General features: G+C 49.8%; 14 protein-coding genes. 2 read left to right on the forward strand and 12 right to left on the reverse strand.

Annotation, left to right across the window (positions count from 1 at the left end):
- Nucleotides 1-23: 23 nt before the first annotated feature.
- The 4 genes from trmD to ffh all read right to left on the reverse strand — a co-directional run bounded on the left by trmD (nt 24) and on the right by ffh (nt 3155).
- On the reverse strand, nt 24-770 hold the full coding sequence (gene trmD / locus ACVA58_RS26975; protein ID WP_255041084.1) for a tRNA (guanosine(37)-N1)-methyltransferase TrmD: 747 nt from the start codon (nt 768-770) through the stop codon (nt 24-26).
- A gap of 21 nt (nt 771-791) precedes the next feature.
- A complete protein-coding gene (gene rimM, locus ACVA58_RS26980; protein WP_208113430.1) occupies nt 792-1346 on the reverse strand; it encodes a ribosome maturation factor RimM in 555 nt (184 codons plus the stop codon).
- Nucleotides 1346-1594 carry a 30S ribosomal protein S16 gene (rpsP, locus tag ACVA58_RS26985; protein WP_075763068.1) on the reverse strand — a complete coding sequence of 83 codons (249 nt, stop codon included), beginning with the start codon at nt 1592-1594 and terminating at the stop codon, nt 1346-1348. Before rpsP ends, rimM begins: the two co-directional genes overlap by 1 nt.
- 184 nt (nt 1595-1778) lie before the next feature.
- Nucleotides 1779-3155, reverse strand: coding sequence for a signal recognition particle protein (gene ffh, locus ACVA58_RS26990; RefSeq protein WP_446513342.1), 1377 nt, complete (start codon nt 3153-3155; stop codon nt 1779-1781).
- A gap of 210 nt (nt 3156-3365) precedes the next feature.
- On the opposite strand from ffh, the gene ACVA58_RS26995 reads away from it, so the two are divergent.
- Entirely contained in the window at nt 3366-4163 is a 798-nt protein-coding gene (locus ACVA58_RS26995) for a cytochrome C assembly family protein (protein WP_446513343.1), read from the forward strand.
- 79 nt (nt 4164-4242) lie between these two features.
- A complete protein-coding gene (locus ACVA58_RS27000) occupies nt 4243-5520 on the forward strand; it encodes an HlyC/CorC family transporter (protein ID WP_446513344.1) in 1278 nt (425 codons plus the stop codon).
- Nucleotides 5521-5605: 85 nt separating this feature from the next.
- Here ACVA58_RS27000 and luxS read toward each other — a convergent pair whose 3' ends face one another.
- The 8 genes from luxS to ACVA58_RS27040 all read right to left on the reverse strand — a co-directional run bounded on the left by luxS (nt 5606) and on the right by ACVA58_RS27040 (nt 15415).
- A complete protein-coding gene (gene luxS / locus ACVA58_RS27005; protein WP_446513345.1) occupies nt 5606-6124 on the reverse strand; it encodes an S-ribosylhomocysteine lyase in 519 nt (172 codons plus the stop codon).
- A gap of 123 nt (nt 6125-6247) precedes the next feature.
- Complete coding sequence (locus ACVA58_RS27010) at nt 6248-6889, reverse strand: transglycosylase SLT domain-containing protein (RefSeq protein WP_446513346.1); 642 nt, start codon at nt 6887-6889, stop codon at nt 6248-6250.
- Between the two features lie 106 nt (nt 6890-6995).
- A complete protein-coding gene (gene gshA / locus ACVA58_RS27015) occupies nt 6996-8564 on the reverse strand; it encodes a glutamate--cysteine ligase (protein WP_446513347.1) in 1569 nt (522 codons plus the stop codon).
- A gap of 171 nt (nt 8565-8735) precedes the next feature.
- Nucleotides 8736-11600: a M16 family metallopeptidase gene (locus ACVA58_RS27020; protein WP_446513348.1), complete on the reverse strand. Its 2865-nt coding sequence runs from the start codon at nt 11598-11600 to the stop codon at nt 8736-8738.
- A 12-nt stretch (nt 11601-11612) separates the two neighbouring features.
- Nucleotides 11613-12044 carry a YqaA family protein gene (locus tag ACVA58_RS27025; protein WP_446513349.1) on the reverse strand — a complete coding sequence of 144 codons (432 nt, stop codon included), beginning with the start codon at nt 12042-12044 and terminating at the stop codon, nt 11613-11615.
- A 126-nt stretch (nt 12045-12170) separates the two neighbouring features.
- Nucleotides 12171-13301, reverse strand: coding sequence for a sodium ion-translocating decarboxylase subunit beta (locus ACVA58_RS27030; RefSeq protein WP_446513350.1), 1131 nt, complete (start codon nt 13299-13301; stop codon nt 12171-12173).
- A gap of 9 nt (nt 13302-13310) precedes the next feature.
- Nucleotides 13311-15095: a sodium-extruding oxaloacetate decarboxylase subunit alpha gene (gene oadA, locus ACVA58_RS27035; RefSeq protein WP_446513351.1), complete on the reverse strand. Its 1785-nt coding sequence runs from the start codon at nt 15093-15095 to the stop codon at nt 13311-13313.
- A gap of 68 nt (nt 15096-15163) precedes the next feature.
- Complete coding sequence (locus tag ACVA58_RS27040) at nt 15164-15415, reverse strand: oxaloacetate decarboxylase subunit gamma (protein ID WP_446513352.1); 252 nt, start codon at nt 15413-15415, stop codon at nt 15164-15166.
- Between the last annotated feature and the right edge of the window lie 769 nt (nt 15416-16184).

Genomic DNA, 16184 nt, shown 5'->3' on the forward strand with positions numbered 1-16184 from the left:
AGAATAAACTGATACTAAATTAATTAAATGCTTGCTTTGTGTTCGCGGATAAACTCCGCCAGCAAGAATTCCTGATCGTCAGTCAGAGCTAGGTTTTCCAGGAGCTCTGGTCTTCTCAACCAAGTACGGCCCAGCGATTGTTTTAACCGCCAGCGACTAATGTCCTTGTGATTCCCAGACAGTAAGACCTTAGGGACTTCCTGCCCGTCCAACATTTCAGGACGCGTATAATGAGGGCAATCTAGCAAACCATTTGCGAAAGAATCTTCTTCCGCCGACGCAAAGTCTCCCAGTACACCCGGCACAAACCGGACCACTGCATCCACTAAGGTCATAGCTGGTAGTTCACCACCCGTCAGCACAAAATCTCCGATAGACCATTCTTCGTCTACCTCTTGTTGGATAATGCGCTCATCTACCCCTTCATAGCGACCACAGATAAGAATCAGATTCTCATTCTGCGCCAGCTCCTCAACACCTGCTTGATCAAGCTTACGGCCCTGAGGTGACAGGTAAATGACTTTAGCCTGGCCATCTACGGACTGTTTGGCAGTATGAATGGCATCGCGCAAAGGCTGCACCATCATCAACATACCCGGTCCGCCACCATATGGTCGGTCATCAACCGTCCGGTGTTTGTCGTGGGTAAAATCACGAGGATTCCACGTTTCCACTGACAAAAGGCCTTTTTTTACCGCCTGGCCTGTTACCCCAAAATTGGTAATGGCATTAAACATGTCAGGAAACAGGCTGATTATGCCTACCTTCATTTGTTCACCTATTACCGGGGATTAAAATCCAGGATCCCAGTCAACTTCGATCCGCTGAGCAGTGCGATCAATCGACTTGATGACCTGCTCATCGAGGAACGGAATTAAACGTTCCTTCTGGCCAAAAGCATCTTTCAGGTTGGCTTTAACTACCAAAACGTCGTTGGAACCTGTTTCCAGGATGTCAGTAACTTTACCTAGGTCGTAACCTTCGGTTGTCACTACTGCCATTCCATACAACTCACGCCAGTAGAACTCGTCTTCTGACAGTGCTGGTAGTTGATCAGCCAATGCGTAGACTTCAGCATTAGTGAACATCTGAGCATCCTCACGGATATCCAAACCTTCTAGCTTAGCGACTAAACCCTGACCATGGCGCTTCCACGATTCAACGCGGAGCTCCTTCCACTCACCTTTGACTTTAATAAACCAAGGTTGATAGGAAAAAATGCTTTCAGCTTCTTCGGTGTAAGAAAAAACTTTGAGCCAACCCTTGATGCCATAAGTGGAACCAAGTTTCCCAACAACAATGCGGTCTTGTGTACTCATCGCTTCTCTAATACCTGTCATGCTAATTAAGCCGCTTTAGCAGCGTCTTTGATTAGCTTAGCTGCGCGGTCAGACACAGTAGCGCCTAGACCAACCCAGTGGTTAACACGGTCAAGATCTAGACGTAGACGCTCTTCCTGACCCTTAGCTAGCGGGTTGAAGAAACCAATTTTTTCGATGTTACGACCGTCGCGAGCGCAACGTGAGTCAGCAACAACGATTTGATAAAATGGACGCTTCTTAGCGCCGTGACGTGCCAAACGAATGGTTACCATATCGTCCTCTTTGCATTACTGTAAATGAAATCGGCCCCGCCATGGATATAACGGGGCCCGTGCCAAATTAAGCTCGGGAATTTTACTCTTTAAACTGACGAATGCAACCGCTTTAGCTAAATTTTCACCAGTAAAAGAATGTTGACATACCCAAGCCCAATGTATTTGTGGGAATTAATGCCGATTAACGGCCGAACATTCCGCCCATGCCACCGCCCGGTGGCATCATGCCTTTCATGTTGCGCATCATGTTTTTCATGCCACCCTTCTGCATTTTCTTCATCATCTTCTGCATCTGGGTGAATTGCTTGAGCAGTCGGTTAACGTCTTGGACCTGAGTACCGGAGCCCATTGCAATACGTTTTTTACGCGAGCCTTTAATCAGCTCTGGACGCTGGCGCTCTTTAACCGTCATCGAGTTAATGATAGCTTCCATCTGGTTGAACATCTTGTCATCAACCTGATCTTTGACATTGTCTGGTAGCTGGGACATACCCGGAAGTTTGTCCATCATCCCCATCATGCCCCCCATGCCTTTCATCTGCTCAAGCTGGCCGCGGAAGTCTTCAAGGTCAAAACCTTTCTTTTCCTTGAATTTCTTGGCGAGTTTCTCGGCTTTTTCCTTATCGACATTACGCTCTAGATCTTCGATAAGCGACAGTACGTCACCCATACCTAGAATACGTGAAGCGACACGATCAGGGTGGAAAGGTTCTAAGGCATCGGTTTTCTCACCAATACCCAGGAATTTAATCGGCTTACCAGTAATGTGACGCACAGACAGCGCAGCACCGCCACGGGCATCACCGTCGACCTTGGTTAGGATCACACCTGTCAGTGGCAGGGCTTCGTCGAAGGCTTTAGCCGTATTGGCCGCATCCTGACCAGTCATGGCGTCGACCACGAACAGGGTTTCAACTGGATTGATGGCCTTGTGGACATCTTTGATCTCGTCCATCATTTCACTGTCGACGTGCAGGCGACCTGCGGTATCGACAATCAGGACATCATAAAACTTAAGCTTCGCTTCGGCATGAGCTGCCGTAACGATATCAACTGGCTTCTGGTCGGCCGTGGATGGGAAGAAATCCACACCCAAATCATCAGCCAAGGTTTCTAGCTGTTTGATCGCCGCCGGGCGGTATACGTCGGCAGAGACCACCAGTACTTTTTTCTTCTGGCGCTCTTTGAGTAGCTTACTCAGCTTACCAACACTGGTTGTTTTACCTGCACCCTGTAGACCGGCCATCAGAATAACCGCTGGCGGCTGGCTCGCAAGGTTCAGATCTTCATTGCCTTCACCCATGACCGCTTCAAGCTCGGCCTGAACGATCTTGATGAACTCCTGACCCGGCGTCAGGCTTTTCGATACCTCAGTACCTACCGCGCGCTCTTTTACACGCTTGACGAAGTCACGGACAACAGGAAGCGCAACATCAGCTTCGAGTAACGCCATACGTACTTCACGCAGCGTATCCTTGATGTTGTCGTCCGTCAGGCGGCCACGGCCACTGACATTCTTAAGCGTTCGCGATAAACGCTCCGTTAAATTTTCGAACATGTGCTACTCGCTCGTTACGCAACTAATCGATATGATCTTGCTAGTATAACGCAATCCATACCCTGCTTTCATGCCCTGACGGACACTTTCACTGTGATATATCCTGATAAAACCGCCTCGGTAGGCTATTGATCTCGCTTTACCATGGCGGCCAGACGGCTAGCAAGGTATAATTGCGAACTCTTACCATCTTAAATAGTTAAGTTTACTATGGATATGTTGATTGCCGTAATGGCGGCATGCCTTTACTTTCTCGCCCTAGGGCTGGTTGTACCGGGACTCACCAACAGCAATGGCATCAAGACCAAACCGGTCTTTGTTTTTGCCGCGGCCGCTATTGCCCTTCATATCCTGCTGCTCAAAGATCTCATTCTGGGTGGACAGGGACAAAATCTCAGTATTTTAAACGTGGCTTCTCTGATCAGCTTACTGATCGCCGCGATTACCACTGGCGCAATGTTAAAGATGCGGGTCTGGTTCCTGCTGCCAGTGATCTACAGTTTTGCCGCGATTAACCTTACAGCGGCTACTTTCCTACCGGGGGCCTTTATTACCCACCTGGAAACCCATCCAGAAGTGCTGCTGCATATCTCTCTGGCGCTGTTCTCTTATTCGACCCTGATGATCGCAACCCTGTATGCAATACAGCTGGCTTGGTTAGATCACAAGTTGAAAAACAAGAAAAGCCTGATGATTAATCCGAACATCCCACCTTTAATGATGGTTGAACGTCAGCTTTTCAAGATCATTTTGGTCGGTAACTCGCTATTAACCGTCACTTTGGTGACCGGATTTATCTTTATTCAAGATATGCTGGCACAAGGTAAGACCCACAAAGCCATCTTTTCTCTGATGGCATGGTGCGTGTATTCGGTCTTGCTGTGGGGACATTACCAAAGAGGATGGCGTGGACGCCGTGTGGTTTGGTTTAGCCTTATCGGGGCATTCCTGTTGACGCTGGCCTATTTCGGTAGCCGCTTCGTCAAAGAAATAATCATTGGGGTATAAAATTCCGTGCCCCATTCATTGACACCCAGTGAGTCTGGGTACAAAGTTCAAGTAACAGAAACGTTAAGGAAATAAGTTTTTGGACGATATATCCACGGGGATTTTATTCTCCCTCCTGATATTACTTCTTGTTATTTCCGGATATTTTTCCGGTTCTGAAACCGGAATGATGGCCCTCAACCGCTACAAGTTGCGGCACCTGGCAAACCAGGGGCACCGCGGGGCCAAGCGGGTCGAGAAACTCCTTTCGCGCCCGGATAGGCTAATTGGCCTGATCCTGATCGGCAATAACCTGGTCAATATTCTCGCTTCCGCCATCGCCACTATCCTTGGCATGCGCCTCTATGGTGATATGGGGGTGGCCATTGCCACTGGTGCCCTCACCTTGGTCGTGCTGGTGTTTGCCGAAGTGACGCCAAAAACCCTTGCCGCCCTTTACCCTGAGCGCGTCTCTTACGCCAGCAGCGTCGTTTTGCAACTGCTGATGAAGCTGCTTTATCCGCTGGTCTGGTTTGTTAACGGCATTACCAATGGCTTCCTGATCTTGCTCGGCTTGCGAGTCGACCATGCCAACGATGGCAAACTGAACTCGGAAGAGCTCCGAACCGTGGTCAATGAAGCCGGAGGTCTGATCCCCCGTCGCCACCAGGACATGCTCCTGTCAATCCTCGACTTAGAAAATGTTACCGTGGAAGATTTGATGGTGCCGCGCAGCGAAATTGCCGCCATCAATGTCAACGATGACTGGAAATCGATTGTCCGCCAGCTCAGCCACTCCGCCCATGGCCGCATTGTGCTATTCAGAGATAACATCGATGAAGTGGTCGGCATGCTGCGAGTACGCGAAGCCTACCGCCTGATGATGGACAAGAATGATTTCAGCAAAGAAAACCTGCTACGCGCAGCGGACGAGGTCTATTTCATCCCTGAAGGGACACCGCTCAATATCCAGTTGCTGAAGTTCCAACGCAACAAAGAGCGCATCGGCCTGATCGTCGATGAATACGGTGATATCCAGGGCCTGATCACCTTGGAAGATATCTTGGAAGAAATTGTCGGTGAATTTACCACGTCGATCAGTCCAACCCTGGCTGAGGAAATCACCCCGCAGCCTGACGGCAGCCTAATGATTGAAGGTAGCGCCAATATCCGGGATCTCAACAAAAGCCTGAACTGGGTACTGCCAACCGATGGTCCACGTACCCTCAACGGCTTGATCCTGGAGCACCTTGAAGATATCCCCGATAGCCAGATCAGCATAGAGGTTTCCGGCTACCAGATGGAGATCATCGAGGTCTCTGGCAATATGATCAAGCAAGTTCGCGTGCTCCCCAACCAGCTAAAGAAGACAGGCTGACGTTAATTTCACCCAAACCAGCAGATACAATAAAGCCGGCATTTCAGCCGGCTTTTTTATTTGATGAGCGAGTGATTTACCTGAGTTATTTTACGCTCAGATCTTGCAGCATGGCCTCTGGCAGAGCCAACTCGTCATTTTGGTTCACCGCAATCCCCTGCTCAATAATATGGCGAGCAATCGACTTAGCTTCCTCAAGGGAGTGCATGCTGTAAGTTCCGCACTGGTACTCATTCAACTCGGGGATCTTATCCTGCGACTCAACCTTGAGCACATCTTCCATCGCCGCTGTCCAGCCATCAGCAACCCGTTGTTCGGTCGGGGTACCGATAAGGCTCATGTAGAAACCGGTCCGGCACCCCATTGGCGAGATATCGATAATTTCGACTTGATCAGAATTCAGGTGATCACGCATAAAACCCGCATACAGATGCTCAAGGGTATGGATCCCACGCTCACTCAGGATCTCAGCATTCGGACGGCAGAAACGCAGATCGAAAACGGTAATAGTATCGCCTTTCGGTGTTTGCATGGTCTTGGCTACCCGTACTGCCGGGGCATGCATACGAGTGTGGTCAACGGTGAAACTATCTAATAGTGGCATTGCTTCCTTACTCCTTGGCCTTTGCACCGGCGATTAAAGCACACCGATACATTCATTATTAAAAGTTATATCACACTACGGTAACCCAGCAAGTAGGTTTTGCGATCGCCTGATAGCCTCTCGCTAGAACGGCCACCAGCTACGGTTATCTTCCAACTCTTGACGACATTGCTTGAGCTGCCAACCGTAATCTTTAGCCTGCTGTTCAACCCGGCGAGAAACCTTCAGCAGCGTCGGCTTGGACTTATAAGTCCCGCGACGGTAACCTCCCCGACCATCGTGGTAGGCAAGATACTGGTTATAGGTATCCCATTTCGAGATCCCGAGCTGACGCTGGGTTTCATGGGTATACCAGCCAATAAACATCAATGAATCGGAAAAATTGGTGCGGGAGCCACCATTTCGCGTCGCCTTCTGATAATCAGACCAAGCTGGGTCCTGCGCTTGCGCATAACCATAGGCGCTACTGACCCGACCCCACGGAATAAAACCCAATACGTAATTTTTCGGCGGTCTGGCGTCATGACGGAAGCTACTTTCCTGTTTCACGAACGCCATGGCAACCTGCATCGGTGTGCCCCACTCATCTTCCATATCCAACGCGGCTTCATACCATTTCGGGTGCTCACGGAAAATATTGCACAAATTATTTTGATCTTGGGGAGGAGGCGTCGCACAGCCGGAAAGGATCGCGGCGGCACCGAGGAGTAGTGCCAAACGACAATAAGTAGATTTAACAATCGAAAATTGGGATTGGGCAAACATGGAACTTCACGCCATCCTTGTGGTCTGAATCTATGATAGCCAGCCAAGCATGGCTATCATCCCTGCGAAATGAATTATCGGGCAGCAAGGTCGCTGCCCTCTTTTTTTATTTTATATCAGCAAAATACGCATCAAGAAAGGCATCGAAAGACAGCTCGTCACTGCATTCTATCTGCTTTTGTCGCTCTACGGATTCCGCGGCTTCCTGCTCGAACATATCCGATGAATAGAACTGGTACTGACGCTCATTCAAACTAGCGGCATGGCTGGCAGCCAAGTTCTGACCCACTAAACCAATCCCGTTATTTTCACGAACTGCCTCAAGCAACTGTGCCGATAAGGTCAGCTCAGGCTGTTCAATCCACGCCTGCAGACGCGTCAATGTATCTTGGTAAGCATCAGAGCCTGCGGCTGCATCCATGGCCTTAGCAACATCAGCCAGCTCGGCAAATACACGGGTGCCCCAGTCCTGAACCGATAGGCGCTCACCGTTACAGCCAATCTTCAGCATCAAACCTGGGTTGCGGCCATCGAGAACCACACGGTTCCAGTTATCACGCCAGCACTCCAGCTCAGCATCATCCATCGATGCCGATGGCGACAACACCGACCAAGTCAGGAATAGGTCCAGAAAACGCACCTGATCACCGGTGATCCCGATAGGACTGAATGGGTTCACATCTAGTGAACGGACTTCAATATATTCCACCCCAGCACGGCTCAAGGCTTCAGATGGTTTCTCGCCATTTTGGGCAACACGCTTAGGTCGAATAGGCGCATACAGTTCATTTTCGATCTGCAGCACGTTGTCATTCAGCTGACGGTACTCACCGTCGACTTTCACCCCTAATTTGGCAAATTCAGTCGATGGTGTACGGATCGCCTTTCTCAGGCCATCCAAATATTGATCCAAGCCATTAAAGCCAATCTTCAGTGAACTTTGCTCATGGTTGGTATATCCCAAATCACTCAGGCGCAGTGCCGTCGCATTCGGTAAAAAGTATGTGCCGCAGCCGATCTTTTCAAAATCCAGCTTCGACTCAGTATTCTCAAGGAATGAACCGCACAATGCCGGCGATGCACCGAACAGGTATGGGATTAACCAGCCAAAGCGGTAGTAATTACGGATCAAGCCGAAGTAAGCATCGGAGACAGCATCTTGTCGAGCTTGCTCTGATTGCTCGCCAAACAGTGAGTCCCAAAAACTATCCGGGAAAGAAAAGTTAAAGTGTACCCCGGAAATAACCTGCATGATGCTGCCATAACGGCGTTTGAGGCCTTCGCGGTACAAGGTTTTCATCTTGCCGCTGTTTGAGCTGCCATACTGAGCCAAGGCGATATCATCTTGCTCACCGACCACACATGGCATTGACATCGGCCAGAGTTTTTCATCTCCCAATTTACTGTAGGTAAACTGGTGGATATCACTTAGCTGCGAAAGTAGGTGATCCACATCCTGAGAAACCGGCGTAATAAATTCCAGCAATGGCTCGGCAAAATCTGTCGTCACCCATTTGTTAGTCAACGCTGATCCCAGCTCTGCCGGATGGGGCTCGCTAGACAGTTTTCCATTCGGGGTAATACGCAAGGCTTCGCGCTCAAGACCTCGCCCTAATTGGGTCAGGGCATCAGGATTAGCTGCAACCTTTTGCAGCCTCTGTGAAAAATCCATCACTGTTATTCTCAATCATCAACAACTCAGTCCGGTAGATTAATCATAATTGATACTGATTACCATGATTATTACATCGAAACTCTTTTACCTATGAGTAACAATCACAACTAACGGAACAATAGTAAAATTCAATTCAAAAAATAAAGCCGGCACAAGGCCGGCTTTCATTGATTACATATTTGGCGAGAGCGCTCTGATCGGCAGACCGAGAGTCTCAAGCTGTGGCTTCAAGCTGGCAGCATCACCGACCACGATGATCTGGTAATCAGCCGGGTCAAACCACTTTTCCGCCAACTCATCGATGCGCGCTTTGGTAATAGAGGCAACAATTTCATTGCGGGTATCAACAAAGTTTTCCGGCAGCGAGTAGGTCAAGATCTGGCCCAGCAACTGCGCCTTCTTGCTTGGGGTTTCATAGTTCAGGGCATCTTTCTGTCCCACCGCCAAGCGCATGAAGCTCAGCTCTTCGTCCGTCACCCCTTCACTTGCCATTTTTTCAAGCTCGGCGAGGAATTCCTTCACCGAAGGCAATGTCGCATCCGCTCTTACCTGGGCGTAATACACCGATAAACCAACTTCCTTTCCACCGCTCTGATAACCGCCAGCACCGTAGGTGTAGCCTTTGTCTTCACGTAGATTAAGGTTAATCCGGCTATTGAAGTTGCCTGCGAGGTTGAAGTTTGCCAACTGAGTTTCGTACAGTTCACCGGTTGCATCGAACGGCAAGCCTTGACGGGCAAAACGGATCACCGTTTGTGGCGCGCCCGGCTTGTCCACCAGCCATACGGTTTGTTTTGACATCGCTGGCATTGTCGGCGTCACATATGTCGGCTTGGGCATCCCCTGCCAATCGGCTAAAAAGCCCAGTGAAGACGTCAACTGTGTCTTATCAATATCACCCACGACCACAATATCCGCACCATTCGGGGTGTAGTAACGACGGTAGAAGGCTTTGACATCTTCCAGATTGATAGACTCCAGCGAGGCTTTAGTTCCCTCCGGAGGCAAACTAAATGATGTACCACCAAACAACACTTCACGGGTTGCCTGTCCGGCTAACCAAGCTGGGCGCTGATGTTCATAGATGATCCCTTCAAGTGCCTGCTGCTTCACGCGGGCAAAATCAGCCGGCTCAAACGCAGGCTGGAACAAACGCTCCTGCATGATATCGAGCGTTTCCGACAGGTACTTGGTTAGAGATGTGACAGAAACCACCGTGCCATATTTGCCCGCCGAGAAACTGACCGTACTGCCCAGGCGATCCAAACGAGAAGATAACTCCTCGACTGTCGATTCCTGTGACGCCTCAGCCATCATACTGGCCGTCATCTTGGCCAAACCTGCCTTGCCTTCCGGCTCAAAGCGGCGACCAGCCGGGACGACCATCTGGAGTTCCACCGTTGGTGTCTCTCGGTACTCGGTACCCAGCACCTTGATGCCATTGGCCAACTCGAACTGGTACAGCTCTGGCATTACCGCCTCAACAGGAGATGAGGGCTGTGGCATCAGCGAGCGGTCAAAATCATCAACGGGCACACGCATCTGCTGTTGCAATTTGTCCTCAGACACTTTGGTGTATTTAGGAATAATACGCGGAGGCGGGGTAAAGTTAGATTTTGCCGCCTCAATACTTGTGCGCCCTCTTGGTACCACGCTCAATGTCACACTCGGATGACCATTGAGGTAGCGCATATACACTTGTTCCATACTCGCCGTTGTAACTGAGCGTAAATTATTCAGCTCGGTCCCAAGGTAACCCGGGTTGTCAAAGAAGGTTTCATAGGAAGCAAGCTGCGATACTTTACCGCTGACGCTCTGCAAACCGAAGATTGCATTAGCTTCGACCATGCCCTTGAGCTCTTCCAGCTCTTTGGTTGACACACCGCGCTGCTCCAGATCATCGAGGATAGCGGTCACTTCTGCGCGAAGATTTTTCAGATCGCCAGCTTTGCCACTTTGACCAATAGCGTAGACATACATGGTACACGCCAGCTCTGCGCAGTCATGAAACGCGCCCGCATCCACGACTTTGCCTGTTTTCACCAAATTCTGGTACATCAGGCTGTTTTTCCCACCACCGATGACCCGAGCCAGCATATCAAGCGAAGCTTCATCTTCAGCACCGTTGTATGACGTCGGCCACGCCATCAACAACATCGGCTGCTGGATTTTGTCTTCCAGCGTCAGGTACAGATCGTTTTCCAAAGTAACGGGCTGCTTGGCCGGTTTTTCTACCTCAGGTCCACGCGGGATAGAGCCGTAGTATTTATTGATCCACTCAAGTGTCTGCTCAATATCAATATCCCCCCCGATAGTCAGGGTGGCATTGTTCGGGCCATACCAACGCAGGAAGAAGGCTTTGAGATCATTTACGTCAACACGGTCAAGATCTTCAATGTAGCCAATGGTCTGCCAAGAGTATGGATGGGTACGCGGGAATAAGGCTTCACCCATACGTTCGTAAACCAAGCCGTATGGACGGTTTTCGTAACGTTGGGCTCGCTCGTTTTTCACCGTCGAGCGCTGGATCTCAAACTTACGCTGCGACACCGCACCAAGCAGAAATCCCATACGGTCCGCTTCCAACCATAAGATTTTCTCAAGCTGGTTGGCCGGTACGGTCTGGAAATAGTTGGTCCGATCGCGGTTGGTCGTCCCGTTTAATGTCCCACCGGCTTCGGTGATCAGCTTGAAGTGCTGTTGATCACCAACATGCTCCGACCCCTGAAACATCATGTGTTCGAAGAAATGGGCAAAGCCTGATTTGCCCAGCTCCTCACGAGCAGAGCCAACATGGTAGGTCATATCAACATGGACCAGAGGGTCTGATGTATCCTTATGCAGTACCACGGTCAGCCCATTGGCAAGGTGGTATTTAGAATACGGGATCACTGGCGTGTCAGACGACGACCCCGCTTTGACTTGCTCGACGAATGTTACCCCTTGCGGTAACTCGGGTGCCCCGGCCTGTTGAGACTGTAGTTGGCTACAGCCCGCCAGTGAGATCAGCGCAATCCCCACTATCCACTTATGCACTCAATGCCTTCCTTATAATAAACCTTGAACCAGCAATGCCAGTACGGTGTAGCGCGCAGCCTTTCCAATCATTATGATGAAGAAGCTGAGCCAATGGCGCATCCGCAACCAGCCTGCGGCCAAACACAGCGGATCACCAATCACCGGTAACCAGCTGAAGAATAACGACCAGTAGCCGTATTTTTTTAGCCATAGTAATGCTTTATGACCGTGTTTTTCTTTAGAAGTTTTATCTGGCAGCAACCTTCCCAGCCAATAATTGGTCATACCGCCCAAGGTATTGCCGACGGTCGCGACGGCAACTACCAGCCAAAGCGCGTTATCCCCCAGCTTTATTGTGGCAATGAGATTGGCCTCCGACCCGCCCGGCAGCAAGGTCGCACTCAAAAAACCGGTGGTGAATAACACCCATAAGGCTGATTCGCCATTAAATAACTCTAGCATTTATCGTTTTAGTTGATTGATATGTTTGCTGTACCTTATACCATTTGCTTCCAAAAAAAACGGGCAACCCGAAGGCTACCCGTTACAAAATGTTGCTACGTTTTGGTTCTATGCCGCATGGCTAATCTAACCAACCAATGCCAGTAAGATACCGGCTGCGACCGCCGAACCAAGTACGCCAGCGACGTTTGGTCCCATCGCATGCATCAACAAGAAGTTCTGTGGGTTCGCTTCAAGACCGACTTTATTAACCACACGGGCAGCCATAGGGACAGCTGAGACCCCTGCAGCACCGATCAGCGGGTTAATATCTTCTTTGCTAAAGCGGTTGAGCATCTTGGCCATCAGCACACCACCACCGGTACCGACACTGAAGGCTACCGCCCCCAATACCAAAATCCCCAAAGTTTCGAAGCGCAGGAACTGATCTGCCGCCAATTTAGAGCCAACACCAAGACCTAGCATAATAGTCACGATATTGATCAGCTCGTTCTGTACCGTATTCGACAATCGGTCAACAACCCCTGATTCACGCATCAAGTTACCCAGACAGAACATCCCAACCAATGGGGTTGCCGCCGGTAGGAACAGGATCGTCATCAGCAGAACAGCCAGCGGGAACAGGATCTTTTCAGTCTTGCTCACGTCGCGCAGCTGCTGCATTTTAATCTGGCGTTCTTCCGGTGTTGTTAGCGCTTTCATGATAGGAGGCTGAATGATCGGCACCAATGCCATGTAGCTGTAGGCAGCTACTGCTATCGCACCAAGTAAATCAGGTGATAGTTGGCTGGCAAGGAAGATCGCCGTTGGGCCATCCGCACCACCAATAATGGCAATCGAGGAAGCATCAGCAAGGGTGAACTCCATCCCTGGTACGGCATTTAGCAAAATGGCACCAAATAGAGTAAAGAAGATCCCAAACTGGGCTGCCGCACCGAGCAACAAGGTTTTCGGGTTGGCTATCAGCGCCCCGAAATCAGTCATTGCCCCAACCCCCATGAAGATCAGCAGCGGGAAGACACCCGTTTCGATCCCGATGTAATAGATGTAATACAGCAAACCACCAGGCTCGGTGAAGCCTGCATTGGGAATATTGGCCAAAATCGCACCAAAGCCCATTGGCAACAGCAACAAGGGTTCAAACCCTTTGCGGATCGCCAAAAACAGCAGGCCGGCACCGATCAGCATCATAAACAGCTGACCGAGTTCAAAATTGGCAATTCCTGTCTCGTTCCAGAGAGTTAATAATCCGTCCATGGTTCCCTCTTATGCCAGACTTAGGATCGGCGAACCGACGGCCACTGAATCACCTTCTTTGACATGGAGATCTTGCACGGTACCACTGCGGGCGGCACGAACTTCAGTTTCCATCTTCATCGCTTCGAGGATCACCAATACATCCCCTTCAGAGACCTGCTGTCCGGGCTGGACATTGATCTTGAATATATTACCGGCCAGCGGTGCAGGTAACTCTTCGGCATTACTTGCCTTCGGCGCAGCTACAGGCGCCGATGTGCTGGCAGCAGGCTCAACCGAGGTCAGATCACCACTTGGGCCGACTTCGACGTTGTAAACCTGACCGTTAACTTTCACGCTGTATGCTTCTACCGCTGTCCCCGTGCAAGTCGCTGGAGCAGGTTGCTCAACGGCTACTTCCGGCTCACTACCCGGTGCCGGCTCAAATGCCTCTGGGTTTTTGCGGTTTTTAAGGAAATTCAAACCGACCTGCGGGAACAAGGCATAAGTCAGCACATCATCAACCTGATCTTGTGCCAGCTCAATGTTGTCAGATTTTGCCTTAGCCAGTAAGTCCGTGGTTAACACGTCCAACTCAGCGTCGATCAAATCTGCCGGGCGACAAGTAATTGGCTCACCACCTTCAAGTACTCGAGCTTGCAGCTCAGCATTGACCGGCGCTGGTGCCGCGCCGTATGCTCCTTTGAGCACTCCGGCCGTTTCCTTACTGATACTCTTATAGCGCTCACCTGTCAGCACATTCAATACAGCTTGAGTACCCACAATCTGCGATGTCGGTGTCACCAGCGGAATGAAGCCTAGATCTTCGCGTACACGCGGGATCTCTTCCAACACTTCATCAAAACGATCCGCTGCACCTTGCTCTTTGAGCTGGCTTTCCATGTTGGTCAACATGCCGCCTGGTACCTGAGCTAGCAAGATACGGGCATCAACCCCTTTAAGGCTACCTTCGAACTTCGCGTACTTCTTGCGTACCTGACGGAAGTAGCTGGAAATCGGCTCCAGTTGTTGCAAATCCAAGTTAGTATCGCGCTCGGTGCCTTCCAGCATTGCAATCACTGTTTCAGTTGGCGTATGACCGTAGGTCTGACTCATAGAAGAAATCGCGGTATCGAGAATATCGAGCCCGGCTTCTACTGCTTTAACAGCGGTAGCCGTCGAGAGCCCAGTGGTTGCATGACAGTGCAGGGCCAACGGCACATCACAGGAGGCTTTTATTCGCTTGACCAGCTCTTCCGCTTCATACGGCTTAAGCAGTCCAGACATGTCTTTGATACAAATAGAATGGCAACCAAGATCTTCCAGCCGTTTAGCCAGATCGGTCCAGGTATCAAGATTATGGACAGGGCTGGTGGTATAGGAGATGGTGCCTTGTGCATGCGCGCCGACATCAACGGTGGCTTTGACCGCTTTTTCAAAATTACGGACATCATTCATCGCATCAAAAATACGGAATACATCCATCCCGTTGGCGTGGGCTCGCTCAACAAACTTCTCGACCACATCATCGGCATAGTGGCGATAGCCCAATAGATTCTGGCCACGAAGCAACATCTGCATCGGGGTTTTTGGCATTGCTTGCTTAAGCAAACGCAGGCGCTCCCACGGGTCTTCGCCCAGATAGCGGATACAGGCATCAAACGTTGCACCGCCCCAGGTCTCCAACGACCAATAGCCGACATCATCTAGCTTCTCGGCAATAGGCAACATATCTTCAATTCGAAGACGGGTAGCAAATAACGACTGGTGGGCATCACGTAACACAACGTCAGTGATCGCTAATGGCTTGGACATGCTCACAAACTCCTTGTATAAAATACTTCCTAAAAATCACAATCTCATTGCAACAGCAATACTGTCGCTCAGGCCTTCTGGCCACGGTAGCGGTGTACCGCCGCTGAAATAGCAGCGACAACCTCTGGCTGGATTCCATTGTGATTAACGGCAACTGGCGATGGCTGGCTCGGTGCCGGCACATTCGGTATCTCTTTAGGCGCAATTTTGGCTAACAGCTGCACTAAATAGATCAAAGTACTGAGAAACAAAAAAACCACGACCATACCGGTAACCATGATTGTCGCTGCTTCCCACAGCAAAGGACCTAAATCTGCCATAATGCTTCCTTTCATTCATTTTGTAATAGGCGAGTTAACAAATACCACGTTAAGTAAATTTATGTCAAACCGATTAACAATAAGCTAATCAATGGTGGTTATTTCGCCATTTTATGAGGGTTTGATCGTAAAATTACAAAATCTCCGTAAAAATCAGCCATAAGACGCGTTTTTTGTCACTTCTTCCCCCAAATGTGCCCTCAATATTACGCCAACTCTTTTAAATAATAGATGCCATCGCCCATCTTCCTTGGTGATTACGCTTACGTAAACGTAAGGTGACATTATTTAAATATACAATTCCTTGTTTTATAGACTGTAATAGTGGCCTGTTTGATTATATGACCAATACCTAATTACAGAATATTCCTGTTCTCTGGTTCTTTTAAGCGGATTTTAGAGCAACTACGGTGGGTAACGTCGATATTTAAAACGGGATGAAATTAATCTGGTTGAGGGAGTGTTTAATACCAACCTAGCTCAGTAGTTACTCAGGAAAAACCGCTGTGTTCAAGGTTGAGGTTGCAGCAACTAGTGGCTCTAATTACAAGACCTAAAACACAGAGAGCAGCGATTATAACCAGCAAGACTGATCAAATATTGATATCGCTTGGTATCAGATTGAGGTGCACGGGGGTGAAGGTATAGCAGAAAGCACAGATAGAAAAAAAGCCCAGCCGAAGCTGAGCTTTTAAATAATGGCGCGCTCGGGAGGATTCGAACCTCCGACCGCCTGGTTCGTAGCCAGGTACTCTATCCAGCTGAGCTA

The organism is Photobacterium sp. DNB22_13_2 (assembly GCF_052873915.1).

Coding starts and splice junctions, on each gene's coding strand:
- ffh (WP_446513342.1), bottom strand. CDS start 3,155: ATGTTCGAAAATTTAACGGAGCGTTTATCGCGAACGCTTAAGAATGTC.
- ACVA58_RS27025 (WP_446513349.1), bottom strand. CDS start 12,044: ATGCTAGAGTTATTTAATGGCGAATCAGCCTTATGGGTGTTATTCACC.
- rpsP (WP_075763068.1), bottom strand. CDS start 1,594: ATGGTAACCATTCGTTTGGCACGTCACGGCGCTAAGAAGCGTCCATTT.
- ACVA58_RS26995 (WP_446513343.1), top strand. CDS start 3,366: ATGGATATGTTGATTGCCGTAATGGCGGCATGCCTTTACTTTCTCGCC.
- ACVA58_RS27010 (WP_446513346.1), bottom strand. CDS start 6,889: ATGTTTGCCCAATCCCAATTTTCGATTGTTAAATCTACTTATTGTCGT.
- luxS (WP_446513345.1), bottom strand. CDS start 6,124: ATGCCACTATTAGATAGTTTCACCGTTGACCACACTCGTATGCATGCC.
- oadA (WP_446513351.1), bottom strand. CDS start 15,095: ATGTCCAAGCCATTAGCGATCACTGACGTTGTGTTACGTGATGCCCAC.
- trmD (WP_255041084.1), bottom strand. CDS start 770: ATGAAGGTAGGCATAATCAGCCTGTTTCCTGACATGTTTAATGCCATT.
- ACVA58_RS27030 (WP_446513350.1), bottom strand. CDS start 13,301: ATGGACGGATTATTAACTCTCTGGAACGAGACAGGAATTGCCAATTTT.
- ACVA58_RS27040 (WP_446513352.1), bottom strand. CDS start 15,415: ATGGCAGATTTAGGTCCTTTGCTGTGGGAAGCAGCGACAATCATGGTT.